Genomic DNA, 24,189 nt, shown 5'->3' with positions numbered 1-24,189 from the left:
CCAAGGCAAACCGGTGTTTGTCCGCAGATAGCGCCAAATATCGAGGTTTGTGGCAAACTTCGCGCCTATAAATGCCGGGATCGTCGTGACAGGCTGGTGCGCAGCCACGGCGCGATGGAATAAAGCGTTGCCAGTTTGATGCCCGCTGGACTGCATCGAACGACTTAAAGTTTGGTACGACGGTACCAATATCTTCTGCCTGACAGATTTAGAGGAACGACCGTGCATAACGTCGTCATCAGCGGCACCGGCCTGTACACCCCGGCCAACAGCATTTCCAACGAAGAGCTGGTGCAGTCTTTCAATGCTTACGTGCAACAGTTCAACAGCGACAACGCCGCCGCCATCGAGCGCGGTGATGTGCAGGCGCTGACCGAATCCAGCGCGGCGTTCATTGAAAAAGCATCGGGTATCAAGAGCCGCTTCGTGATGGACAAGGACGGCATTCTCGACCCGCAGCGCATGGCCCCGCGTCTGCCCGAGCGCAGCAACGACGAGTGGTCGGTGCTCTGCCAGATGGCCGTCGGCGCTGCCGAACAGGCCCTGCAACGTGCCGGCAAGACCGCGGCCGACATCGACGGCGTGATCGTCGCCTGCTCCAACCTGCAGCGTGCCTACCCGGCCATCGCCATTGAAGTCCAGGAAGCCCTGGGCATCGAAGGCTTCGGCTTCGACATGAACGTGGCGTGCTCGTCGGCCACCTTTGGCATCCAAAACGCCGCCAACAGCATCCAGCTGGGCCAGGCCCGTGCGATCCTGATGGTCAACCCGGAAGTCTGCACCGGCCACCTGAACTTCCGCGACCGCGACAGCCACTTTATCTTTGGCGACGCGGCCACCGCCGTGGTCCTGGAGCGTGCCGACCTGGCGACCTCCGAGCACCAGTTCGACGTGGTGAGCACCAAGCTGCTGACCAAGTTCTCCAATAACATCCGCAACAACTTTGGCTTCCTCAACCGCACCGCGGAAGAGGGCATCGGCGCGCCCGACAAGCTGTTCGTGCAGGAAGGCCGCAAAGTCTTCCGCGACGTCTGCCCGATGGTGGCCGAACTGATCGGCGTGCACCTGGAAGAAAACCAGCTGAACGTGGCCGACGTTAAACGCTTCTGGCTGCACCAGGCCAACCTGAGCATGAACCACCTGATTGTGAAGAAACTGCTGGGCCGCGAAGCCACAGTGGAAGAAGCGCCGGTAATTCTCGATACTTACGCCAATACCAGCTCGGCCGGTTCGGTGATTGCCTTCCACACCTACCAGGACGACCTGCCCAAGGGCTCCGTCGCGGTACTGAGCTCCTTCGGTGCGGGTTATTCGATTGGCAGCGTGATCCTGCGCAAACGCTGATCCATCAGCCGGTCACGGTCCAATGTGGGAGTTGGCTGGCCTGCGATGACGAGGGTGAATTCACCGCCGCTATCGCAGGCCAGCCAGCTCCCACAGGTATCGGATTTCCACAGCAGGATTGAGGTAAACGATGGCAGCAGCGGACGACACGCACCTGCTTGAACGGCTGCTCAAGGGTGAGCAACGCGCCTACAAGGAGCTGGTCACCACCTACCAAAGTGCCATGCGTGCAGTGGCCTACGCCATCGTCGGCCAGCGCCATGCCGATGAAGTGGTGCAGGACGCCTGGTTGTCGGTGGTGCGCAACCTGGCCAAGTTCGAAGGGCGTTCCAGCCTCAAGACCTGGCTGCTGACCATCACCGCCAACTCTGCCAAGGGCCGCTACAAACAGAATCGCCGCGAAGTGCTGCTCGACGACTTGCCGTCACCCCACGGCACCATCGGCGATGACCGCTTCGTGCCGGACGACGGTCATTGGGCGGTCGCCCCGTATGCCTGGCACCAGGACACGCCCGAGGCCCTGTTGACCGAGGATGAACTGCGCAAATGCCTGGAGCATACGATCCTGAGTTTGTCCGAATTGCAAAGCAGCGTGCTGGTGTTGCGTGAACGCCAGGGGCTGGAATTGGAAGAGATCTGTAATCTTCTGACGCTCTCGCTCTCCAATGTCCGTGTGCTGTTGCATCGAGCACGGCTTAAAGTCTTCGCCACGGTGGAGCATTTTGAGGAAACGGGCGAATGTTGACCTGTAAAGAACAAGTGGCGCGGTCCAGTGATTATCTCGACGGGCAATTGACCTTTCGCGAGCGTCTGCTGGTGCGTCATCACTTGATGTTCTGCCCCAACTGCCGGCGTTTTATCCGCCAGATGCGCCTGATGCAGGCGACGCTGAAGATCATGCCGGAGGAACCGGTCAAGGATGTGGACGCGCTGGCTGAACGCCTGGCGGCCGAGCGGCTGAAGGATCAGTAAAGGCGGGGGTAAAGGCAGACTCGCGTGACGGAGTCGAACGGATGATGGGGACCGACCCATTCACGCGAGGCTGTGAAAGGCGCCTCGGGCCGTCCTGGCCCAAGGCGTGTTACGTGCTGAATCAGAACTTGGCTTCAGCATCCAACTGCAGGGTGTTGGTGTTGGCGTCGCGCTGAGTACGGCTGGAGAAGTCAGCCTTGGTCAGGAAGTACGTGGCGCCCAAGGCGAAGTTCTTGTCGATGTCGTAGCTGACCTTGAACTTGTGGCCACGGGAACCGGTGGTGCCGTTGGCGAAGTCAGAGTCGGTGAAGGCACCCACGACCGCGTTACGCTGAATGTCGCGGTAGTTGTAGTCCAGGTTGAAACCGAACACCTTGGACTTGGCACCCAGCAACCAGGCAGTGTCCTGGTCGGTCACAGCGTCGTTGTTCTTCACGTACTGGCCGTAGAACGCCAGCGGCACTGCCAGGCCACCGATGTCAGCCTGGGCAAACCCTTCGTACAGACGGAATTCGTTGTCCGCCGAGTTGCCGTTGACGGCCAGTGCGCACGGCGTCGTGGTGGTGGTGCAGCGGCTGTCCTTGTCGTTCTGGTAGGCGTAGACGCTGCCGCCCAGGGTCAGTTTCAGGTTGTCGGTGACCGAGAAGCGGGTCCCCAACTGGCCGGACGTCAGGCGCAGGTCGTGACGGAATTGCACGCCGTCGCCGTCGACGTTGTCCTTGAGGTTGTAGTTACCGATGCTGCCGAACAGCTCGGCGCTGCTACCCAGAGGGTATTTGTAGGTCAGTGCCAGACCTTCGGGGTTGATGTCGCTATCCCAGATCACGTCGCCCATGTTGACCCACGGTTGCAGCATCTTGCCGCCAATCACGTGCAGGTTCTTGATCTGGTCAGGGTGGTAGTCGATGTAGCCGAGGTCCAGCCAGATCGACTTCTTGTCGAAGTAGTTGTCCTGGTCCTGGTTGGTGGAGCGAGCGTCGTCGCTGCTGCCGGTGGCGATACGGATGCCGGTATCAACTTGGGAGTTGATTTCGGTGTACGCGCCCAGGCGGGCACGGATGCGCTGACGGTCCTTGTCGCGGCCGCCGTTGTTGGATTCGCCCTGGATCTTCACGGTTTCCTGACGGAAACGCACGTCACCCTTGAACTGAGTCTTGGCAGCCCAAGCGAGCTTCTGGTCGAAGCTGCTCAGCTCGTTGGTTTTTTTCGCGGTGGCCGCGATCTGCTCGTTGGTCTCTTGTTGAGCTTGCTGTGCGATCTGCTTTTCTTTCTGGTCTTTGGCCAATTCCGCTTGCAGCTCGGTGTACTGCGAAGCGGTGATCTGGCCGTTGGCCTTGAGCATGTCGAGCAATTTAGCGTCGACTGCGGCGTTGGCCGGAATGCTCAGGGCCAGTAGCAGGCCGCCGCACAGGAGCGCCGCAGTTTTAGTGGAAGCAAGACGCATATCAATCTCCGAAAGTGAGGAGGGATGGCAAACCATCCAGGACACAACCGACCGATTTCGGACGGACAAGTAGCCGCTCGGTATAACCGGGCGCTCTAAAAACAGGCGTCAGTATCACGATCGTTTATGACGGAGCAGTGGCTAAGTGATGTCATGTAGATGACAAATAATTTAAGAAGGAACTAACTGGCATGGGTTTTGTCGCGCCATTTGAAGGTGTGCGAACCCCGGCGATAAGCGATACTCGCCAGGCTTTCACGCCCCGACGTAGTGAGGATGCCGATGCCGTTGCAACGCCTGGACAGCCTGTCCGAAATCGCCCCGCAGGCCTGGGATGCCCTGGTGCCGCAGGCCCAACCGTTTGTGCGGCATGCGTTCCTGAGCGCGCTGGAAGACAGTGCCAGCCTGGGCCCGCAATCGGGCTGGCAGCCGGAGCATTTGCTGCATTGGGAGGGCGAACGCCTGGTGGCGGCGTTACCCAGTTACCGCAAGTGGCATTCCTACGGCGAGTACGTGTTCGACCATGGCTGGGCGGACGCCTGTGAGCGCGCCGGTATCGACTACTACCCCAAGCTGCTCACGGCGGTGCCGTTCAGCCCGGTCAGCGGGCCGCGCCTGCTGGCGGCGAATGCCCAGGACGGTTTCGAGTTGCTCAAGGCGTTGCCGGGTTACCTGGAAATCGAAGGGCTCTCCAGCGCCCACATCAACTTCACCGATCCATTGGCTGACGAAGCGCTGGCACAACAGCCGGGCTGGTTGCAGCGCCTGGGTTGTCAGTTTCACTGGCAAAACCGTGGCTATCGCGACTTCCAGGATTTTCTTGATGCGTTGAGTTCACGCAAGCGCAAACAGATGCGCAAAGAGCGCGAGCAAGTGGCGGGGCAGGGCATCGCGTTTGAATGGCTGAAAGGCCATGAACTGAGCGAGGCGCAATGGGACTTTGTCTACGCCTGCTACGCCAATACCTACGCGGTACGTCGCCAGTCTCCCTACCTGACCCGCGCGTTTTTCAGCCTGCTGGCCGAGCGCATGCCCGAAGCGATCCGTGTGGTGCTGGCCAAACAAGGCTCGCGCCCGGTGGCGATGGCGTTCAGCCTGATTGGTGGCGACAGCTTCTACGGCCGCTATTGGGGTTGCCTGGCTGAGTTTGACCGTCTGCATTTCGAAACCTGTTTCTACCAGGGCATGGACTACGCCATCGCCGAAGGCTTGCAGCGCTTCGACGCCGGTGCCCAGGGCGAGCACAAGTTGATTCGCGGCTTCGAGCCGGTGATCACCCGATCGTGGCACTACCTGCGCCATCCCGGGTTGAAGAATGCCGTGGAGGATTTTCTCGAGCGTGAACGCGTGGGCATTCATGCCTATGCCGAAGAGGCGCGGGCAGCGCTGCCCTACCGACAGGCATAAGGTGAATGTAGTGAGCGGGCTTGCCCCGCGCCGCGGTGTGTCAGTTACATCGCGGCGCGGGGCAAGCCCGCTCACTACAGCGCCCGTATGCTCAGGCCGGCTCCTCCTTGCCGAGCCATCGATAGGTCACGCCGCCAATCACCGCGCCCAGGATCGGCGCGAGCCAGAACATCCACAACTGCTGGATCGCCCACCCGCCGACGATCAGCGCCGGGCCCGTACTGCGGGCCGGGTTGACCGAGGTGTTGGTCACGGGAATGGAGATCAAGTGGATCAACGTGAGGGCCAGGCCGATGGCGATGGGCGCAAGGCCCGGTGGGGCACGACGGTCGGTGGCGCCGAGGATGATCAGCACGAACATCGCCGTCATCACCAGCTCACAGACAAACCCCGCTGCCAGGGAATAACCTCCCGGCGAATGCTCGCCATAGCCGTTGGACGCCAGGCCGCTGGCCAGTTCGAAGCCTGGTTTGCCGCTGGCGATGAAGTACAGCAGCGCAGCAGCGACGGTGCCGCCGATGACCTGCGCGACGATGTACGCCGGTAATTCCCGGGCAGGAAACCGCCCGCCCACGACCAGCCCCACCGACACCGCCGGGTTGAGGTGACAACCGCTGATATGGCCGATGGCAAACGCCATGGTCAGCACCGTGAGCCCGAACGCCAGGGCCACACCCAGCAACCCGATCCCGACTGCGGGAAATGCTGCGGCCAACACCGCACTCCCGCAACCGCCCAACACCAGCCAAAACGTACCTAACCCCTCCGTCACTGAACGTTTGAACAAAGACATGAAGCCCGTCCTTGATAGATCGCTCTACCGAATCAGTAAATCAGTGATGCTCCCTGCAGATTTACTTCAGCACCCCTCTGGGCACTGCTGTGAGTACAGCATGGTTACGCCACAATTCCAGGCCATAAAAAAGCGCCAGGCCCTTTAAAACCGGGACCTGGCGCTATTTAAACTGTAGGAGCCGGCTTGCCGGCGATGAGGCCCTTAATAGCGTTGCAAGATTCAAGGCCGCCATCGCCGGCAAGCCGGCTCCTACAGGGGTCAGTCGATGCCGACGAACCCCCCGGTCTGGTGATGCCACAATCGCGCATACAGCCCGCCATGGGCCAGCAGCTCGGCATGGCTGCCGCTCTCGGCGATCTGGCCTTTCTCCAGCACCACCAGGCGGTCCATGCGCGCAATGGTCGACAACCGGTGCGCAATCGCTATCACCGTCTTGCCTTGCATCAGGGTTTCCAGGCTCTCCTGGATCGCCGCTTCCACTTCCGAGTCCAGGGCCGAGGTGGCTTCGTCCATGATCAGGATCGGCGCGTCCTTGAGCAGCACGCGGGCGATGGCAATGCGCTGGCGTTGCCCACCGGAGAGTTTCACCCCGCGTTCGCCCACGTGGGCGTCCAGCCCGGTGCGGCCTTCGGAGTCGGACAATAATGGGATGAACTCATCGGCCCGCGCCTTGTGCACGGCGGCCCAGAGTTCTTCGTCGGTGGCCTCGGGCTTGCCGTACAGCAGGTTGTCGCGAATCGAACGGTGCAGCAGCGAGGTGTCCTGGGTGATCATGCCGATCTGCTCGCGCAACGACTCCTGGGCGACTTCGGCAATGTTCTGGCCGTCGATCAGGATACGTCCGCCTTGCAGGTCGTAAAGGCGCAACAATAGGTTGACCAGGGTCGACTTGCCCGCACCGGAGGGGCCGATCAGACCGATCTTCTCGCCGGCCCTGATCTCAAGGTTCAGGCCGCCAATGATCCCGCTCTTCTTGCCATAGTGGAAATCCACCTGCTCAAAACGTACTTCGCCGTGGGGCACGCTCAGGCGCGGCGCGTTCTCGCGGTCGATCACCGCCAGTGGCTGGGCGATGGTCTTCAGCCCGTCCTGCACCTGGCCGATGTTTTCGAAAATGCCGTTGACCACCCACATGATCCAGCCGGACATGTTGACGATACGGATCACCAAACCGGTGGCCAGGGCGATGGCGCCCACGGAGATCAGCGACTGGGTCCACAGCCACAAGGCCAGGCCGGTGGTGGTCACGATCAGCAGGCCGTTCATGCTGGTGATCACGATGTCCATGCTGGTCACCACGCGGCTGGCCAGCTGGGTTTTCTCGGTCTGCTCGACGATCGCTTCCTTGGCGTACTCCTGCTCATAGCTCGTATGGGCGAATAGCTTCAGGGTGGTGATGTTGGTGTAGCCGTCGACGATGCGGCCCATCAGCTTGGAGCGCGCCTCGGAGGAAATCACCGAGCGTTCCTTCACGCGAGGCACGAAGTAACGCAGCGCCAGGCTGTAGCAGATGATCCAGGTCACCAGCGGGATCATCAGGCGCCAGTCGGCTTCGGCAAACAGCACCAGGGAACTGATGGCGTAGATCGCCACGTGCCAGATCGCGTCCACGGCGGCCACGGCGGAGTCGCGCAGGGAGTTGCCGGTTTGCATGATGCGCTGGGCGATACGCCCGGCGAAGTCATTCTGGAAGAAGTTAAGGCTCTGTTTGAGCACATAGCTGTGGTTTTGCCAGCGAATCAGGCTGGTCATGCCCGGGCTGATGGTCTGGTGCACCAGCAGGTCGTGCAGGGCGCCGAAGATCGGGCGCAACAACAGGGCGACCACGGCCATCCAGATCAGCTCGCTGCTGTGGATCTGGAAGAAGTCTGCGGGCGGCGTGCCCTGCGCCAGGTCGATGATGCGGCTCAGGTAGCTGAACAACGCCACTTCGATCAACGCGCCGATCAGGCCCACCACCAGCAGGGCGGCGAAGTGCGGCCATACCTGGCGCAGGTAGTAGAGGTAGAAGGGCAGGACTTTATCGGGAGGGGCCGCGCTGGGAGCGTCGCGGAAGATATCGATCAGTTGTTCAAAACGACGATAGAGCATTAGGGTTGACGCCCGCCTGGCGGGCTCTCCTGTTCAAATGCGCGCGGTGCCTTGTGGGCACCACGCGAAGCTACCTGCAGACCTCAGTCGATGCGCTTGGCCGACTTGATCACGACAGGATCGATTGGCACGTTCTGCATGCCCTGCTTGGTGGTGGTCTGGGAGTTGACGATGATGTCGACCACGTCCATGCCTTTGACGACTTTGGCGAACACGGCATAGCCGGCGTCACGGCCCGGGTCGAGGAAGGCGTTGTCGGCCACGTTGATGAAGAACTGGCTGGTGGCCGAGTTCGGGTCATTGGTGCGGGCCATGGACAGGGTGCCACGTACGTTATGCAGGCCGTTGCTGGCTTCGTTTTTGATCGGCGCTTCGGTCGGCTTCTGCGACATCTGCGCGGTGAAACCACCGCCCTGGACCATGAAACCCGGGATCACGCGGTGGAAAATCGTGTTGGTGTAAAAGCCCTTGTCGACATAGGCCAGGAAGTTCTTGGTGCTGATCGGCGCCTTGACCGGGTCCAGTTCGATTTCGATGTCACCGTTGGTGGTGGTGATCAGCACGTGGGGCGCCTTGGCAGGCTCGGCGGCCATCAGGTTGGCAGCGAACAGAACGGAACCGGCGAAGAAGGCGATTTTTTTCAACATGGGTCAGTGATCCTGGGTAGTGGTTTCGACTGTCTTTAGAAAATCGAGCAGGGTAGCGTTAAAGACTTCGGGTTGATCCAAGGGCGTGGCATGGCGGGAATCCTCGATCACCACCAGCCGCGCATCGGGCAGCAGTTTTACATAGTTTTCTTTCTGCGCCACGGGGGTGTAGTCGTGGTCGGCGCTGATGACCAGCGTAGGACAGGCAATTCGGGAAAGTTGTTCCTGCACGCCCCAGCCCACAATCGCATCGAAGCTGGCGAGATAAGCACGTTTGTCGTTTTTTGCCCAGCGTTCGGCCATCTTGCGGCGCAGGTCGGCCTGCTCCGGCTTTGGAAAAAGCCGGTCGCCCAGGGCCTTGCCAATGGTGGCTAGGCTGAGCACCCGCGCCAGGCTCCAGCGCTTGGCCCATTGCCAATAATCATCGGCGCTGCGCACCTTGACCTCGGGGGCGCTGTTGACGATGCACAGGCTCTTGACCTGGCTCGGTTCGTCCACCGCCAATTGGAATGCGATCATGCCGCCCATGGACAAGCCCACCACATGGGCGGGTGGCAGGTTGAGGTGTTCGATCAGGGCCAACAGGTCAAAGGTAAAACCCTGAATGCTGTAGCGTTCGCGGGGTTTGTCGGAGCGCCCATGGCCGCGCACGTCCACCACGATCAGGCGGTAGTGCCTGGCCAGCACCGGGATCTGCAGTTCCCAGTCCTGGCTGCTGGAGCCCAGGCCGTGGATCAGGATCAGCGGCGTGCCGTGGCCGTATTCCTCGTAGTGCAGGCTGCAGCCTTCATGGTCGAACCAGGCCATGGGTGAACTCCGTTTCAGGCTTGTTGTGGCGCGGCGAAAGGTGCATCCAGGGGCGCGGTGTCAAAGGTGCGCAGCAGATCGATCAGGATCTGCGTGGCCGGGCCCAGGGGTTTGTCCTTGTTCGAATACAGGTAGAAGGTCGGGTTGCGGCTGCCGCCTTTTTCCAAGGGTAGCTGCTTGAGCAGGCCCTCGCTGAGTTCGCGCTCGATCATGTGCCGGGGCAACCAGGCAAAGCCCAGGCCGCTGCTGACGAAGGTGGCGGCGGTGGGCAGGCTGCCGACGGTCCAGCGCTGCTCGGCGCCCAGCCAGCCGACGTCCCGTGGTTGCTGGCGGCCGGAGTCGCGGATCACCACCTGCATCTGGCTCTCCAGGTCCTGGAAACTCAGCTCGCGATTGAGGCGGTGCAACGAGTGGTCGGGATGGGCCACGGCGATAAATTCCACATCGCTCATTTCCGTGCCCAGGTAACCCGGGATGATGAACCCGCTGATGGCCAGGTCGGCCATGCCATCGAGCAACAACTCCTCGACACCCGACAGCACCTCTTCACGCAGGCGCACACGGCAGCCCCGGCTTTGCGGCATGAAGGCGGTGAGGGCGCGCACCAGGCGCGCGTTGGGGTAGGCGGCGTCCACCACCAGGCGTACTTCGGCTTCCCAGCCCTGCTCCATATGGTGAGCAAGGTCTTCCAGCTGGCTGGCGTTCTTCACCAGTTGCCGGGAGCGGCGCAACAGCACTTCACCGGCGTCGGTCAGCACGGCCTTGCGCCCGTCGATGCGCAGCAGCGGCACGCCGAGCTGGTCTTGCATGCGGGCCACGGTGTAGCTCACCGAGGACTGCGAACGGTGCAGCGCTTCAGCCGCCTGGGCGAAGCCACCGTGGTCGACCACGGCTTGCAGCGTGCGCCATTGATCAAGGGTAACGCGGGGCGCTTTCAAGATGAGCTCCTCTTGTCCTAAGCTGGCAGTCCTTATTGGAGACTGCCGAATGAGAAAATTCTGTTGTGTGTTGCTGGCGATGCTGCCGCTGAGCGCCTTTGCCTACCCCATCGACGTGACGAAAAAGATCGACGGCGTGAAAGTGGACTACACCGCTTCCGACGTGGACGGCGACATCAGTTCGATCCAGCTCAATAACTACGGCACCAACGATGCCGTGTGTTCGGTAACCTTCACCAATGGCCCGGAATCGCCGCGCATGCGCAAGGTCACGGTGCCGGCTGGCAAAAGCACCAACACCACGGTCAAGTTCAGCCGCGCCATTATCAAGATGCGGATCGCCTTGGCTTGCGCACCGAAATAAAGCAGTGGCGGAGCATGCCTACAGCAATACTCCGCTTATAAACAAATTTATAGATGGGTTATAGCAGTTTTTTGCGCTTTTTTATCGAATGGGCCCTGGTTAATCTTTTCTCCATCGACTTACAGCAATTACAGATGGAGCCTACGTAGCCATGTCCAACGTTCTGATCATCGAAAGCAGCGCCCGCCCGCAGGATTCAATCTCCCGCCAACTGACCCAGCAGTTCATCAGCCAATGGCAGGTCGCCCACCCGGCGGATCAGATCACCGTACGTGACGTGGCCCTCAACCCGGTCCCGCACTTGGACGCCAACCTGCTCGGCGGCTGGATGAAACCGACTGAACAGCGCAGCGCTGTGGAACAGGCTTCCTTGGACCGCTCCAACGAATTGACCGACGAACTGTTGGCTGCCGACGTGCTGGTGATGGCTGCGCCGATGTACAACTTCGCCATCCCGAGCACCCTCAAGGCCTGGCTGGACCACGTGTTGCGCGCCGGTGTCACCTTCAAGTACACCGCCACCGGTCCTCAGGGTTTGCTCACCGGCAAGCGTGCCATCGTGCTGACTGCCCGCGGCGGCATTCACACCGGCGCCAGCTCCGATCACCAGGAACCCTACCTGCGCCAGGTCATGGCCTTTATCGGTATTCACGACGTCACCTTCATTCACGCCGAAGGGGTGAACCTGAGCGGCGACTTCCAGGAGAAGGGCATCAACCACGCCAAGGCGCTGTTGGCGCAGGTCGCGTGATCCTTTAATCGTCAGATAATCGCGCGGTGTTTATCTAAGCCCACGCAAACCCTTCAAGTACGCGTAAGAACCTCCCTTTGCACTTGTTGCTCCTGAGTGCTCCTGCCCGACTGACGCTATAGCGAGGTCGGGTTTTTTTTTGCCCCGAGTTTCGTGTCGCCCCGAAAACCTTTAATGTCCCGCCCATTCGAAACGAGGCGCGCATGGGCTATCTACTGGTTGTCACCCTGATTCAGGCATTTTCCTTCAGCTTGATCGGCGAATACCTCGCCGGTCACGTCGACAGTTACTTCGCGGTGCTGGTGCGCGTGGTGCTGGCCGGCCTGGTGTTTATCCCCCTGACCCGTTGGCGTTCGGTGGAACCGGCCTTCATGCGCGGCATGCTGATGATCGGTGCGCTGCAATTTGGTGTGACCTATGTGTGCCTGTACCTGAGCTTTCGCGTGCTGACGGTGCCGGAAGTGTTGCTGTTTACCATCCTCACACCGTTGCACGTGACGCTGATCGAAGACGCCCTTAACCGGCGCTTCAACCCGTGGGCGCTGGTGGCGGCACTGGTGGCCGTCGCGGGGGCGGCAGTGATTCGCTTCGACCAGATCACCCCGAACTTCCTCGGTGGCTTCCTGCTGCTGCAACTGGCCAACTTCACCTATGCCGCAGGCCAAGTGATGTACAAGCACCTGGTGGCGCGTTACCCGAGCGACCTGCCGCATTATCGTCGCTTCGGCTACTTCTACTTGGGCGCCTTGATCGTGGTGCTGCCGGCATTCCTGATGTTCGGCAAAGCCAACTTCCTGCCCGAAGCCCCGTTGCAATGGGGCGTGCTGGTGTTCCTCGGTTTGGTCAGCACTGCGCTGGGCATGTACTGGTGGAACAAAGGCGCGTGCCTGGTACAGGGCGGCACCCTGGCGGTGATGAACAACCTGCACGTGCCGGTGGGGTTGCTGCTGAACCTGCTGATCTGGAACCAGCATGAGCCGCTGGGGAGGCTGGCGTTGGGCGGGTTGGTGATTGTGGGGGCGGTGTGGATCAGTCGGTTGGGTGCGCGCAAGCAGCCAGCCTCACACTGAAACCCGTGTGGGAGCGGGCTTGCTCGCGAATGCGGGGTGTCAGAGAAGGATGTGCTGACTGATACACAGCCTTCGCGGGCAAGCCCGCTCCCACACAAGCTCGCGCCTACAGTGGGCTTGGTGGCGTCAGGCTGATTTATTTTCCAGGGACGGCAAATGGCTGGCGCCCAATACCGCAGGCAACACCCCCGCACGCAAATCATTGCCACTCGGCTGCTGATACAAGCTCAAGCCAAACTCCGGTAGCACCGCCAGCAGATAGTCAAAAATATCCCCCTGAATGCGCTCGTAATCGGCCCACGCGGTGGTGCGGGTGAAGCAGTAGATCTCCAGCGGCACGCCCTGGGCGGTGGTCTGCATCTGGCGCACCATGCAGGTCATGTTTGGCTGGATGTCTGGGTGGCTTTTCAGGTAGGCCAGGGCGTAGGCGCGGAAGGTGCCGAGGTTGGTCATGCGGCGGCGGTTGGCCGACAGTTGTGCGCTGTGGCCCTGGGCTTCGTTCCAGGCCTTGAGTTCGGCCTGCTTGCGCCCGATGTAATCGGTGAGCAGGTGCACCTGGGTCATACGCAACTCTTCATCGTCCCGCAGAAAGCGCACGCCGCTGGCGTCGATGAAGAGGCTGCGTTTAATCCGCCGCCCACCCGAGGCCTGCATGCCGCGCCAGTTCTTGAACGACTCGGACATCAGACGCCAGGTTGGGATGGAGACGATGGTCTTGTCGAAGTTCTGCACCTTGACCGTGTGCAGGGTGATGTCCACCACGTCGCCATCGGCGCCCACCTGGGGCATTTCGATCCAGTCGCCGACCCGCAGCATGTCGTTGCTGGTCAGCTGCACGCTGGCGACGAACGACAACAGGGTGTCCTTGTACACCAACAAAATCACCGCTGACATCGCACCCAGGCCCGACAGCAGCAACAGCGGCGAGCGGTCGATCAGGGTGGCGACGATGATGATCGCGGCAAACACGAACAGCACCATCTTGGCCAGTTGCACATAGCCCTTGATCGAGCGGGTGCGGGCGTGCTCGGTGCGCGCGTAGATGTCCAGCAGCGCGTTGAGCAGGGCGCTCACCGCCAGGGTCATGAACAGGATGGTGAAGGCCAGGGCCACGTTGCCAATGAACAGGGTGGCGGTCTTGCTGAGGTCCGGCACCAGGTAGAGGCCGAATTGAATCACCAGGGATGGCGTCATCTGCGCCAGGCGGTGAAACACCTTGTTGTGCCGCAGGTCGTTGAGCCAGTGCAGGGGGGGTTGCCGGCCGAGCAGTTTGACGGCGTGGAGAATGAGGTAGCGCGCTACCCGTCCAAGTAGCAGCGCCACCACCAGCAACACCAGCAAGCCCAGGCTGGAATGCAGCAGGGGGTGTTCATCGAGGGCGCCCCAGAGGTCTTGGACGTTGAGCCAGAGCTGTTTGATATCCATGGGTGAAACCGATTCTTCTGTAGGACAAGACGGGGCGATTAGAGCATTTAAGTGCAACAAAGTTGATGTTGTGGACAAACACACTGACAAAAAAGCAGCTGATTAGCACCGTTCGCGTAAAGAAACTCGGTTTGGACGCCCGAAACCGGTAACCTATGGCGCTGATATTTTGTATTTCTTCGAGGTAGCACCCGTGTTTTCCCAATTCGCCCTGCACGAACGCCTGCTCAAAGCCGTGGCCGAGCTTAAATTTGTCGAGCCTACGCCTGTGCAAGCAGCGGCCATCCCGCTCGCGCTCCAAGGGCGTGACCTGCGGGTGACAGCTCAAACCGGTAGCGGCAAGACGGCGGCTTTCGTCCTGCCGGTGCTGAACCGCCTGATCGGCCCGGCCAAGGTTCGTGTCAGCATCAAGACCCTGATCCTGCTGCCGACCCGCGAGCTGGCCCAGCAGACCTTGAAGGAAGTGGAGCGCTTTTCGCAGTTCACCTTCATCAAGTCCGGCATCATCACCGGCGGTGAAGACTTCAAGGTGCAGGCGGCCATGCTGCGCAAGGTGCCGGACATCCTGATCGGTACCCCAGGCCGCATGATCGAGCAACTCAACGCCGGCAACCTGGACCTCAAGGAAGTCGAAGTGCTGGTGCTCGACGAAGCCGACCGCATGCTCGACATGGGCTTTGCCGATGACGTGCAGCGCCTGGTGGGCGAATGTGTCAACCGCCAGCAGACCATGCTGTTCTCCGCCACCACCGGTGGCTCGACCCTGCGCGACATGGTCGCCAAGGTGTTGAACAACCCTGAGCACTTGCAGGTCAACAACGTCAGCGACCTGAATGAGACCACGCGTCAGCAGATCGTGACCGCCGACCACAACGTGCACAAAGAGCAGATCCTCAACTGGCTGTTGGCCAACGAGACCTATCAGAAGGCCATCGTGTTCACCAACACCCGCGCTGCCGCCGACCGCATCTACGGCCGTCTGGTGGCCCAGGAATACAAGGCGTTCGTGCTGCACGGCGAAAAAGACCAAAAGGATCGCAAGCTGGCCATCGACCGCCTGAAGGCCGGTGGCGTGAAGATCCTGGTGGCCACCGACGTGGCTGCACGTGGCCTGGACGTTGATGGCCTGGACCTGGTGATCAACTTCGACATGCCTCGCAGCGGCGACGAATACGTGCACCGTATCGGTCGTACCGGGCGTGCTGGCAACGATGGCCTGGCCATCTCGCTGATCTGCCACGGCGACTGGAACTTGATGTCGAGCATCGAGCGCTACCTCAAGCAGTCGTTCGAGCGCCGCACCATCAAGGAAGTCAAAGGCACCTACACCGGGCCGAAGAAGGTCAAGGCATCGGGCAAGGCCGTCGGGGTGAAGAAGAAAAAGACCGACGCCAAGGGTGACAAGAAGAAAACCGGCGCCAAGTCGCCGACCAAGCGCAAGATCGCCAACCGTCCGAAGACCGACAACCTGTCGCTCGTCAGCAAGGACGGCATGGCCCCGCTCAAGCGCCGCAAGCCAGAGGCACCCGCTGCCGAGTAAGGCAGGGGTGAAATAAAAAAAACCGGACGATTGTCCGGTTTTTTTATGGCCTCAGCTTTTGGCCTTGGCTGCGGCTTCCTTGAGTTCTTTCAGACGTGCGTCGATCAGCTGGCACTTGTCGGGGAAGTCCGCGCTTTCGGTGTCCAGGTCCATCTTCTGCAGTTCGTCGTTCATCTCCTTGGCCTTGGTCGGGTTCTGTTCGGTCAGCTTGGCCACTGCCTGGGCCAGTTCCTCGCGCTTGGCCGTCGCCTCATCGGGCGTGCAGGCCCAGGCGGGCAGTGCGGCGGTTAACGTGGCGACGATGGCCAGGTTCATCAGGGTTTTCATGGGCAGACCTCCTTGGCGGTTATGTGCTGTTGAGGCCGCGAACGTCTGGAAAGTTCAGAGAAATGACGTCCGTCTATTCGGCTGAACGGCCAGCGACGTAGCCTGTCCACCCTTTGACAGGCCACTTTTCCACCGGCCTGCAGGAGGAATCAGGATGACGACTTACAACTGGGATCTGATTGAACGACTGTTGCATGAAGTGCAGAACGGCGAAGGCAGCTTTGCGCCGCGCAAATACGCCGAGCAGGAAGCGGCCGAGAAGGCCACGGCGGGAGAGTCCACCGGTAACCTGGACGCGCTCAAGAAGACCGCTGCGGATTATGAAGCGCTGCTATTCAAGCGCGGCTTCATCGAGTCGCGGCCCGAGGAAGAGGGCGGCAATGGCGAGAATTTCATCCTGACGGCACTCGGTGCGCAGTTGCTGGCGCTGATCGACAGCTCGATTCCCGGCAATGATCACCCGCGTCAAGTGCTGGACGAACAGGCCGATGCGCTGGACCCGGCGACCTTTGCCGAGGTGGCTTCAAAGGCCCAGATTGCCTGAGCATTCTCTGTGGAAGCTGGCTTGCCTGCGAAGGCGGCGGCAGGGTCGATAGAGCTGTTGACTGGCTGGCCTATCGCACTCGCGGGCAAGCCCGCTCCCACAGAAGTCTGTTCCCGCCCAGCCCGTTTTAGTTTGAAGCGTTCTTCAGGCATTTAAGTGCCTTGAAGTCGCTGCGCACGCCGTCGATTTTCTGCGTCAGTTTCACGCGCTGTTGTGCGGTGCTTTCGGCCATCAGGTCCACGATCAGGCTGCGCGCCGCCGCCTCGGTCTGTGCATACGCAATTTTGTATTGCGGCGTCCAGAGGCTTTCCCGATCCACCAGCAATTGCTGCATTTTCTGCGGGAAGTCGGCGCTTTGCCGTTGTTTCACCGCGTCGATAAATTGCGCCTGCCAGCGGGCGCGGTTGCCGATCCATTGCTGGTTTTGCTCTCCCAGGCTGATGGACCAGGCCGTGACCCGGTTTTTCTGGCTGTCGCTCAACGGCCCCATCCAGGCGTCCAAGCGTTTATTCATGCGTTCGGCGCGGTCCTGGATTTGCTTGGCCAGCGGAGGCTTGAGGTATTCGTCCTGGCGCTTACGCAGGTCCTTGGCCAGCGCGTCGTTCATTTCCTTGACCTGCTGATCGTCCAATCCCTGCAACAACTCAATAGCCGACGGGGTAATTTCACGGGCGACGTCGGCAATGGCTTGTTTGGCTTCGGCCGTGCGGGTCTGCAAGGCGGCGTCGGTGACCTGGTTGTCGTCGACCATGTGTTGCAGGCGATCGAGCCAGTCCAGGTAGCCCGGCAGTTGGGTCGTGCAATGCCAGGCCAGGTGTTCCTTGAGTTTGTCGTTGAACCAGCTCTTCTGCCCGGCATGCATGTCCAGGTAGTCGCTGAGGGTCCAGGGGATGATCACATCGAGGTTGCGATAGGCCAGGCCCACGCGGCTGCAGGCGGTGAGCGCCAGGCTCAGGGTCAGCAAGATCACCAGTAGTTTGAGCCGACGCAGCATGGGCGGGTCCTTGCGCAGAGGAAGTTAATGCATGTGAACCCGCGTCGGGCGCGACAGTTCAGATCCTCAATAAAACGACCGTGCAGCCTTCAGGGTCAACAGCCCATCGCATTGCGAATTGTGTCCGGAGTAGGCCGAGCAGTCGCCGCCGCTGAGGCTGGAGTCGCTGTAGATCAGGTTCAGGTCCACGCCCATCCACTCTCGGGAGAATTGCACCGACCAGTCGCTGAAGCTGCGGATGGAGCCGCCGTCCACCGAGACCGGGGTGCCCAACTGATGGGTGGTGTACTTCATGCTGACGCCGATGCCGAATGGCTGAGTACCACCCAAGTCGGCAAACAGGGTGCTGTCTTGGCGGTCCGGGTCGTTGCTGAACGAGGCGCCGAAACGATTGCCCAGCAGGTTGAGGCCGCCGTAGAACTCCTGGCTGTCGAGGGGGCTGAGCTTGGGGTAGCTGTAGTGGATCAACCCGACTTCATAGCCCAGGGTCTGGTCGAAGGGGTGCTTGAAGCCCATGTACGAGTCGACCTCCAGGTTGCTGGTGGAGGACAACCCCATATTTGGCGAAAACTGGCCGATGTACAGGCCGCTGTCGTGGCTCAGGTCCAGCCCGCCATGGAACGAGTCGCTGCCTGGCGAGGTGGGCTTGACCAGGCCCTGGGCCATGCTGCGGCTGGGGGTAGTGCCCAGTTTCAGGTCGAAGTCACCCAGTTCGCGCTGGAAGATCTGTGCTTCGGCGAGGGGGCTGGCTGCCAGGGCAGTGACCAGGAAAATGCAGGGTTTGAACATGCTTCACTCCATGAAAAGCGAGGAGCAGTGACGGAAAAAATCGAGCAGATGCCCGTGCTAGACGTGTGCAAGCATACCGGCGAATGCGGGGTGTTGAGGCCCGTTCGTCGATTGGCGCATCAGGGAATTAAGCAGGAGGATGTTTCGGGCTCTAGTCCTAGCGCCTTGAAGGCAAGGCGCTTAGGGACCAGGTGCAATGCGCAGGTATTACTTTTTGCCCAGGCTGATCTGCTTGGACGGGCCGAAAGTCTGGCCGCTCACGCCCTTGGCAATTTGCTGGATTTCGCCGCCGGACTTGAGGAAAGCCGCGATCTGGCTGTTGATCGATTCGCTGGTTTCAACGGCGGGAGCTGGCTTTGCTTTGCTGTTGGATGCTTTTACGCGCATGGCGGCCACTAACCTGTAGAAAATTAACTTGGCCAGGCATCGTACAGGAAATACTTGACAATTGCTTGGTAAATATCCCCCGGGAATAACGCGCAGGGTTGAAAATAACCCAAGTTCATCTTTGAAATAAGCCCCTAACTTACTGTTTTAACTCGAAACCACGGGGGAATAAGGCGATTTTGCCGTCACGCAATCGAGCCCGATGATCGGACGAGCGGGGCGGTGCCAGTGAAAGGCCACGCCAGCCCGCGATTTTTCAGGCGCACGCGCGTGTCGGGCGCAACTCGGGTAGAATGCCGCCCACGTAACGAGGGTATCTGGAAATGGCTTTAGTCGGTCGCTACAACAGCTTGCAAGTGGTTAAACACACTAACTTTGGTTTGTACCTGGACGGTGCGCAAGACGGTGAAATCCTCTTGCCCAATCGGTATATCCCCAAAGATATTCCCAGTGAAGATGAAGACTGGCTTAACGTTTTCATTTATTTGGACAGCGATGACAAACTTATCGCCACCACTGAAAAGCCAAAAGTTCAAGTGGGCGAATTTGCCAGTTTGAAAGTAGTGGAAGTCAACAGTATTGGTGTATTCCTCGATTGGGGCCTGCCCAAGGACTTGCTGTTGCCGTACTCGGAAGAGAAGCGCCAGTTGAGTGCCGGTGAATATTGCGTGGTGCACGTCTACCTCGACAAGCACACCAAGCGCATCACCGCCACCGCGCGCCTGGACCGCTACCTGGACAAGACCCCGGCCAACTACCAGGTGGGCCAGGAAGTCGACCTGCTGGTGGCCGAGGCCACGGACATGGGCTTCAAGGCGATCATCAACAACAAGCACTGGGGCCTGATCCACAAGAACGAAGTGTTCAAGTTCCTGCGCCCGGGCAAGGAAGAGAAAGGCTTTATCAAGGAGATCCGCGCCGATGGCAACATCAGCCTGAGCCTGCAGCCGGTCGGTCAGGAAGCGGCCTCAAGCCTCAACTCGAAGATCCTTGCCAAGTTGCGCGAAAACAACGGCACCCTGCCGGTGAGCGACAAGAGCGACCCGGCCGTGATCAGCAACTTGTTCGGCGTGAGCAAAGGCAACTTCAAGAAGGCCATTGGTGCGCTCTACAAGCAGGGCCAGATTGTGATCCATGCCGATCGCATTGAACTAAGCTGACCACGCGCGCCTCTTTGTAGGAACGGGCTTGCTGTGGCGAGGGAGCTTGCTCCCGCTGGAGTGCGAAGCGCTCCCAAATCGTGGGGCCGCTTCGCCGCCCAGCGGGAGCAAGCTCCCTCGCCACAAAAGGCCGGCTCCTACAGAGGGTGTGCAATGTCCAGGAAAGTTATTTACGCCTACCTAGGCACATTGCTCGCCTTCCTGGTACTTGACGGGCTCTGGCTGGGCGTCCTCATGGGGCCGACCTACAAAAGCTTTCTCGGGCCGTTGATGCTGGATCAGCCTCGCTTGCTGCCCGCCGTTCTGTTTTATCTCCTGTATGCCCTCGGTTGCGTGGTGTTCGTGGTGCTGCCCAGCGTCAGCTGGCAGCGCGCGGCGCGCCTGGGGGCCTTGCTGGGCCTGGTGGCCTATGGCACCTACGATCTGAGCAACTGGGCCACCCTGCGCGGTTGGTCCAGCGGGCTGGCCGTCATGGACATGGCCTGGGGCACATTCCTCACCGCGGTCTGCTGCACCGTGGGCTACCTGTGTGCACAACGAGTGCAGAGGTGATTGTGTACAGGATTTGTATGCACCGTTGCTGAGCACCTCTCCCGTGTTTAAAGCGCTATAACCGCCTTTGGAGCGCCGTACCACGGGGATTGTGTGCTATTGGCACGCAATCTGCTGAATGCCTCGTATACAAACTCTGCCGCCTCCCGTATGCACACTGCTACGGTGGGGCAGGCCGGTATTTCGAGGAGCCCAGCGATGACCGAACAATTGCCCAAAGGCTACAGCCCGCGCCTGTACAACAAGGACCTGGGGCCACTGCCGCAGAAATGGACCTGGTACAACATCTTCGCTTTCTGGATGAGCGACGTGCACAGCGTCGGCGGCTATGTATTCGCCGCCAGCCTGTTTGCCCTTGGGCTGGCCAGCTGGCAGGTGCTGATCGCCTTGCTCGCCGGCATCTGCATCGTGCAATTGATCGCCAATCTGGTAGCCAAGCCGAGCCAGCAGGCCGCGGTGCCGTACCCGGTGATTTGCCGGCTGGCCTTCGGGGTGTTCGGTGCAAATATTCCAGCAGTGATCCGGGGAGTCATCGCGGTGGCCTGGTATGGGATTCAGACGTACCTGGCGTCGAGTGCCTTGATCATTGTGGTGCTGCGGTTTTTCCCACAGATGGCGGTGTATGCCGAGCCGCACTTCGCAGGCCTTTCCTATTTGGGTTGGTTTGGTTTCCTCAGCCTGTGGGTGTTGCAGGCGGCGGTGTTCTGGGCGGGCATGGAGTCCATCCGCCGCTTTATCGATTGGGCAGGGCCGGTTGTCTACGCGGTGATGTTCGCCTTGGCGGGCTGGATCGTGTGGAAGGCGGGTTGGGCCAACATCAGCTTCACCCTGGCGGAAAAATCCTTGTCGGGTTGGCAAGCATTCGGCCAGGTGATCGTGGCGACTGCGTTGGTGGTGTCGTACTTCTCGGGCCCGACGCTGAATTTCGGTGATTTCAGCCGGTACTGCCGCAGTATGCAGGACGTGCGACGCGGCAATTTCTGGGGGCTGCCGGTGAATTTCCTGGCGTTCTCGCTGGTCACTGTGGTGATCGTCTCGGGCACCTTGCCGGTGTTCGGTGAAATGCTCCACGACCCGATCGCCACCGTGTCGCGCATCGACAACAGCATGGCCGTATTGCTCGGCGCCTTTGCCTTCGTGACCGCCACCATCGGCATCAATATCGTGGCCAACTTCGTTTCACCCGCCTTTGACTTCGCCAACGTCGCGCCGAGCAAGATCAGCTGGCGCGCCGGCGGGATGATCGCTGCCGTGGCCTCCATCTTCATCACCCCATGGAACCTGTTCAACAACCCACTGATGATCCACTACACCCTGGATATTCTCGCCGCCTTCATCGGGCCGCTGTTCGGGATCCTGCTGGTGGACTTCTACCTGATCAAAAAGCAGAAGATCGACGTGGATGCCTTGTTCGATGACCGCCCAAGTGGGCGTTACTACTTCGACGGCGGCGTGAACTGGACAGCAGTCAAGGCGCTGGTGCCAGCGACGCTGGTGGGCGTCGCCATCACCTTCACTCCGGCGTTGCAGGGCATGGCCAACTTTGCCTGGTTTACCGGGTGTTTCCTGGGAGGGCTGTTTTTCCTGGTGCTCGCTCGGCGCGAGCAGGTGCGTCTGCCCGCGCCGCTGGTTGCCGGTTGACCAGCACCGCACCCGCCAACACCAGCCCGCAGCCGGCCACTATCAACGCTGGCTGCAGCCCACCGCTCAGGTGGCTGCTCACCGAGGCCAGCAACGGCCCGCTCAATTGGCCGATGGCAAAGCTGGCGGTGAGCAGGCCGGTGCTGCGCTGGTAGCCGTGAGGCGCCACGTCACGCAAGCGCGCCATCACCAGTTGCATGCACGCCAGGAAAGGCGCGCCACACAGCAACACGCCCAGCGCCAGGCCCCAGCCATTGCCCAGCAGGCAAGCGAATACCCCGGCCGCTTGCAGCCACAGTGTGGTCATCAGCCAGCGGCGGGTGGTGTGCGGGTCCTTGCGGCGCAGGCTCGCCGCCACCACGCCCAGCGCTGCCGCCAGGCCGAAGCACGGCCAGAACAGATCGGCTTGCCAGGCGCCCTTGAACTGCGCGCTGGCCATCTGCGAGAGGAAGGTGGCCGGGATGATGTAACCCAGGCCGTACAGGAAGTAGATCCAGCACAGGTGCGCGATGCTCTCGTTGCTGCCGGCCTCGGAGGCGTGGGGCACCGTGAGGGTCGGCTGTGGCAGGAACGGCAGGACCATCAGCAGCATCACCAGCGCCACAATCCCGTACACCAGCCACAGTGTCGCCGAGTTCTGCCCCAGCAAGTTGGAGCCCAGGGCCAGCAGCCCGGTCAGCAGGATCCCCAGCCCAGGCCCTGCAAACACCAAGGCACCCAGGCGCGGGCGGCCGATGCTGACCGCCAGCGGCTGGCTCAGGCTGGTGATCATCACCAACGCCCAGGCACTGGCGACGCCGGTGCCAAAGCGCAGCAATAAATGTGGCCAGAACCCGTGGGCCCAGTACGAAGCCAGGGTCAGCAGCACACACAGCCACAGCCCACCGTACAGGCGGCCGCGTACGTGGTGATGGCTGCGGGCGAAGATCGAATCCACCGCCCCGACGAAGTAGCCCAGGTAGTTAGCGGCCGCAATCAAGCCGGCGCCGGTCAGGTCGATCTGCCCTTCACTGAGCAGATGGGGCATTTGCGGGGTGAGGGCGAAGCGGCCAATGCCCATGGCCATCATCAGGGCGATAAAGCTGGCGAGTAAGCGAATGCGGGGTGACATGGTCAAGTTCCTGCTGGTAAGCGAATGACCTTCAGGCTAAAGCCGATTGACTTTCTGTAAAAATGAATAATAGTGAGTAACTTGTTCAGTTTTGGAGAAAGGTATGGAGTTCAGTCAATTGCGCATTTTCCAGGCCGTGGCCGAAGAGGGCTCCATTACCCGCGCGGCCGATCGCCTGCACCGTGTGCCATCGAACCTGTCGACGCGCCTCAAGCAAATGGAAGAGCAGCTCGGCGTCGAACTGTTTGTGCGTGAGCGCCAGCGCCTGCAGCTTTCTCCCGCCGGCAAAGTGCTGCTGGACTACAGCACGCGCCTGCTGGCCCTGCACGACGAAGCCCATGGCGCGGTTCAAGGCGGGCAGCCGGCCGGTGAGTTCGTGCTGGGCAGCATGTACAGCACGGCGGCCGTCCATCTGCCGAAGTTGCTGGCGCGTTATCACAAGGCTTACCCGATGGTGAACTTGCAGGTGCAATCGGCCCCCAGTGGCGAATTGCTCGAAGGCCTGATTACCGGTCGTCTCGACGCGGCCTTTGTGGATGGCCCGATCACCATTGCCTCCCTGGACGGCGTGCCGTTATGCGAAGAGCGGCTGGTGCTGATATGCGAGGCTGATCACCCACCGGTGCGCGGCCCGCAGGATGTTGCCGGGCGTTCGGTGTTCACGTTCCGCCGCAGTTGCGCCTACCGCACGCGGCTGGAGACCTGGTTTTCCCATGAGCACGTGGCGATGGGGCGGGCGATCGAGATCGAGTCCTACCAGGGCATGCTCGCCTGTGTGATCGCCGGTTCCGGGGTGGCGTTGATGTCCGAGTCGATGCTCGACAGCCTGCCAGGCAAGGACAGCGTGTCCGTTCATCCCCTGACAGGGCCATTTGCCATTGCTACCACCTGGTTGATGTGGCGAAAGGGTATGCTCGGCGCTAACCTCAACGCATGGATCGACTTGCAGCAAGAAGGCAAGGCCGAATTCGTGCAAGACACCCGTGCGATTGCTTGAGCGATCCGTCAGGATTCACATCAATCTGGTAACAGTTCGTTGTGGTTTCGTTCAAGCATTACGTAGGACTTAGGGCTACTATCAGTGTAGG

25 protein-coding genes and 1 pseudogene are annotated in these 24,189 nt (G+C 60.7%); 13 read left to right on the top strand and 13 right to left on the bottom strand.

Translation table 11 applies throughout. The annotated features are described in order from the left end of the window. The first annotated feature begins 222 nt into the window (after positions 1–222). The 3 genes from ACVWVP_RS15735 to ACVWVP_RS15725 all read left to right on the top strand — a co-directional run bounded on the left by ACVWVP_RS15735 (position 223) and on the right by ACVWVP_RS15725 (position 2,316). Positions 223–1,344, top strand: a complete 1,122-nt coding sequence (locus ACVWVP_RS15735) for a beta-ketoacyl-ACP synthase III (protein WP_178925563.1) — start codon at positions 223–225, stop codon at positions 1,342–1,344. Between the two features lie 130 nt (positions 1,345–1,474). Beyond that, positions 1,475–2,089 (top strand): RNA polymerase sigma factor, encoded by a 615-nt coding sequence (locus tag ACVWVP_RS15730; protein ID WP_176996277.1) that lies wholly within the window; start codon positions 1,475–1,477, stop codon positions 2,087–2,089. After that, on the top strand, positions 2,083–2,316 hold the full coding sequence (locus tag ACVWVP_RS15725) for an anti-sigma factor family protein (protein WP_178925562.1): 234 nt from the start codon (positions 2,083–2,085) through the stop codon (positions 2,314–2,316). Before ACVWVP_RS15730 ends, ACVWVP_RS15725 begins: the two co-directional genes overlap by 7 nt. Positions 2,317–2,437: 121 nt before the next feature. Here ACVWVP_RS15725 and ACVWVP_RS15720 read toward each other — a convergent pair whose 3' ends face one another. After that, positions 2,438–3,760, bottom strand: coding sequence for a putative porin (locus ACVWVP_RS15720; protein ID WP_178925561.1), 1,323 nt, complete (start codon positions 3,758–3,760; stop codon positions 2,438–2,440). 282 nt (positions 3,761–4,042) lie between these two features. On the opposite strand from ACVWVP_RS15720, the gene ACVWVP_RS15715 reads away from it, so the two are divergent. Further along, positions 4,043–5,167, top strand: a complete 1,125-nt coding sequence (locus ACVWVP_RS15715) for a GNAT family N-acetyltransferase (RefSeq protein WP_457407043.1) — start codon at positions 4,043–4,045, stop codon at positions 5,165–5,167. 91 nt (positions 5,168–5,258) lie between these two features. Here ACVWVP_RS15715 and aqpZ read toward each other — a convergent pair whose 3' ends face one another. The 5 genes from aqpZ to ACVWVP_RS15690 all read right to left on the bottom strand — a co-directional run bounded on the left by aqpZ (position 5,259) and on the right by ACVWVP_RS15690 (position 10,446). Further along, the gene (gene aqpZ / locus ACVWVP_RS15710; RefSeq protein WP_259172954.1) at positions 5,259–5,960 is read right to left on the bottom strand and encodes an aquaporin Z; all 702 of its coding nucleotides are present in this window, start codon (positions 5,958–5,960) and stop codon (positions 5,259–5,261) included. A 261-nt stretch (positions 5,961–6,221) separates the two neighbouring features. After that, entirely contained in the window at positions 6,222–8,054 is a 1,833-nt protein-coding gene (locus ACVWVP_RS15705) for an ABC transporter ATP-binding protein (RefSeq protein ID WP_457407041.1), read from the bottom strand. Positions 8,055–8,137: 83 nt separating this feature from the next. After that, the gene (locus ACVWVP_RS15700; RefSeq protein ID WP_178925282.1) at positions 8,138–8,701 is read right to left on the bottom strand and encodes a peptidylprolyl isomerase; all 564 of its coding nucleotides are present in this window, start codon (positions 8,699–8,701) and stop codon (positions 8,138–8,140) included. A gap of 3 nt (positions 8,702–8,704) precedes the next feature. Then, entirely contained in the window at positions 8,705–9,508 is an 804-nt protein-coding gene (locus ACVWVP_RS15695; RefSeq protein ID WP_178925280.1) for an alpha/beta fold hydrolase, read from the bottom strand. Positions 9,509–9,522: 14 nt separating this feature from the next. Beyond that, the gene (locus tag ACVWVP_RS15690; RefSeq protein ID WP_178925278.1) at positions 9,523–10,446 is read right to left on the bottom strand and encodes a LysR family transcriptional regulator; all 924 of its coding nucleotides are present in this window, start codon (positions 10,444–10,446) and stop codon (positions 9,523–9,525) included. Between the two features lie 49 nt (positions 10,447–10,495). Here ACVWVP_RS15690 and ACVWVP_RS15685 point away from each other — a divergent pair, with 49 nt between their 5' ends. The 3 genes from ACVWVP_RS15685 to ACVWVP_RS15675 all read left to right on the top strand — a co-directional run bounded on the left by ACVWVP_RS15685 (position 10,496) and on the right by ACVWVP_RS15675 (position 12,631). Next, the gene (locus ACVWVP_RS15685) at positions 10,496–10,810 is read left to right on the top strand and encodes a 3-phosphoglycerate kinase (RefSeq protein ID WP_259172951.1); all 315 of its coding nucleotides are present in this window, start codon (positions 10,496–10,498) and stop codon (positions 10,808–10,810) included. Between the two features lie 151 nt (positions 10,811–10,961). Then, positions 10,962–11,561, top strand: a complete 600-nt coding sequence (locus ACVWVP_RS15680) for an FMN-dependent NADH-azoreductase (RefSeq protein ID WP_457407036.1) — start codon at positions 10,962–10,964, stop codon at positions 11,559–11,561. Positions 11,562–11,764: 203 nt separating this feature from the next. Next, entirely contained in the window at positions 11,765–12,631 is an 867-nt protein-coding gene (locus tag ACVWVP_RS15675; protein WP_178926095.1) for a carboxylate/amino acid/amine transporter, read from the top strand. Positions 12,632–12,757: 126 nt separating this feature from the next. Here the strand turns inward: ACVWVP_RS15675 and ACVWVP_RS15670 are convergent, their stop codons facing one another. Further along, positions 12,758–14,056: a mechanosensitive ion channel family protein gene (locus ACVWVP_RS15670; RefSeq protein WP_259172948.1), complete on the bottom strand. Its 1,299-nt coding sequence runs from the start codon at positions 14,054–14,056 to the stop codon at positions 12,758–12,760. A gap of 193 nt (positions 14,057–14,249) precedes the next feature. Between ACVWVP_RS15670 and ACVWVP_RS15665 the strand changes: the two genes are divergently transcribed. Then, the gene (locus tag ACVWVP_RS15665; RefSeq protein ID WP_176996262.1) at positions 14,250–15,596 is read left to right on the top strand and encodes a DEAD/DEAH box helicase; all 1,347 of its coding nucleotides are present in this window, start codon (positions 14,250–14,252) and stop codon (positions 15,594–15,596) included. A gap of 51 nt (positions 15,597–15,647) precedes the next feature. On the opposite strand, the gene ACVWVP_RS15660 is transcribed toward ACVWVP_RS15665, so the two are convergent. Further along, complete coding sequence (locus tag ACVWVP_RS15660) at positions 15,648–15,923, bottom strand: hypothetical protein (protein ID WP_178919852.1); 276 nt, start codon at positions 15,921–15,923, stop codon at positions 15,648–15,650. Between the two features lie 154 nt (positions 15,924–16,077). Between ACVWVP_RS15660 and ACVWVP_RS15655 the strand changes: the two genes are divergently transcribed. Then, positions 16,078–16,467 carry a hypothetical protein gene (locus ACVWVP_RS15655; RefSeq protein WP_017134854.1) on the top strand — a complete coding sequence of 130 codons (390 nt, stop codon included), beginning with the start codon at positions 16,078–16,080 and terminating at the stop codon, positions 16,465–16,467. 127 nt (positions 16,468–16,594) lie between these two features. Here ACVWVP_RS15655 and ACVWVP_RS15650 read toward each other — a convergent pair whose 3' ends face one another. From ACVWVP_RS15650 to ACVWVP_RS15635, 4 genes and pseudogenes are all read right to left on the bottom strand, one after another. Beyond that, positions 16,595–17,461 (bottom strand): DUF6279 family lipoprotein, encoded by an 867-nt coding sequence (locus ACVWVP_RS15650; RefSeq protein WP_259172947.1) that lies wholly within the window; start codon positions 17,459–17,461, stop codon positions 16,595–16,597. Between the two features lie 66 nt (positions 17,462–17,527). After that, complete coding sequence (locus ACVWVP_RS15645; RefSeq protein ID WP_176996257.1) at positions 17,528–18,250, bottom strand: TorF family putative porin; 723 nt, start codon at positions 18,248–18,250, stop codon at positions 17,528–17,530. Positions 18,251–18,457: 207 nt separating this feature from the next. Then, entirely contained in the window at positions 18,458–18,637 is a 180-nt protein-coding gene (locus ACVWVP_RS15640) for a hypothetical protein (protein WP_003193095.1), read from the bottom strand. A 134-nt stretch (positions 18,638–18,771) separates the two neighbouring features. Beyond that, a pseudogene (locus ACVWVP_RS15635) lies at positions 18,772–18,822 on the bottom strand (hypothetical protein); the annotation flags it as partial. 138 nt (positions 18,823–18,960) lie between these two features. Between ACVWVP_RS15635 and ACVWVP_RS15630 the strand changes: the two are divergent. The 3 genes from ACVWVP_RS15630 to ACVWVP_RS15620 all read left to right on the top strand — a co-directional run bounded on the left by ACVWVP_RS15630 (position 18,961) and on the right by ACVWVP_RS15620 (position 21,990). Then, positions 18,961–19,797, top strand: a complete 837-nt coding sequence (locus ACVWVP_RS15630) for a CvfB family protein (RefSeq protein WP_034099624.1) — start codon at positions 18,961–18,963, stop codon at positions 19,795–19,797. Between the two features lie 153 nt (positions 19,798–19,950). After that, positions 19,951–20,349, top strand: coding sequence for a DUF2177 family protein (locus ACVWVP_RS15625; RefSeq protein ID WP_457407030.1), 399 nt, complete (start codon positions 19,951–19,953; stop codon positions 20,347–20,349). 198 nt (positions 20,350–20,547) lie between these two features. Next, positions 20,548–21,990 carry an NCS1 family nucleobase:cation symporter-1 gene (locus ACVWVP_RS15620; protein ID WP_457407029.1) on the top strand — a complete coding sequence of 481 codons (1,443 nt, stop codon included), beginning with the start codon at positions 20,548–20,550 and terminating at the stop codon, positions 21,988–21,990. Here ACVWVP_RS15620 and ACVWVP_RS15615 read toward each other — a convergent pair. Continuing rightward, positions 21,902–23,101, bottom strand: coding sequence for an MFS transporter (locus ACVWVP_RS15615; RefSeq protein WP_259172940.1), 1,200 nt, complete (start codon positions 23,099–23,101; stop codon positions 21,902–21,904). The genes ACVWVP_RS15620 and ACVWVP_RS15615 overlap by 89 nt on opposite strands. Before the next feature lie 103 nt (positions 23,102–23,204). Here ACVWVP_RS15615 and ptrR point away from each other — a divergent pair, with 103 nt between their 5' ends. Next, positions 23,205–24,098 (top strand): putrescine utilization regulator PtrR, encoded by an 894-nt coding sequence (gene ptrR, locus ACVWVP_RS15610; protein WP_178919847.1) that lies wholly within the window; start codon positions 23,205–23,207, stop codon positions 24,096–24,098. Positions 24,099–24,189: the final 91 nt, after the last annotated feature.

Source organism: Pseudomonas sp. TE24901 (genome assembly GCF_054058375.1).
The sequence above is the reverse complement of the archived record's forward strand: the minus strand, read 5'-3'. Positions and strand labels throughout refer to the sequence as shown.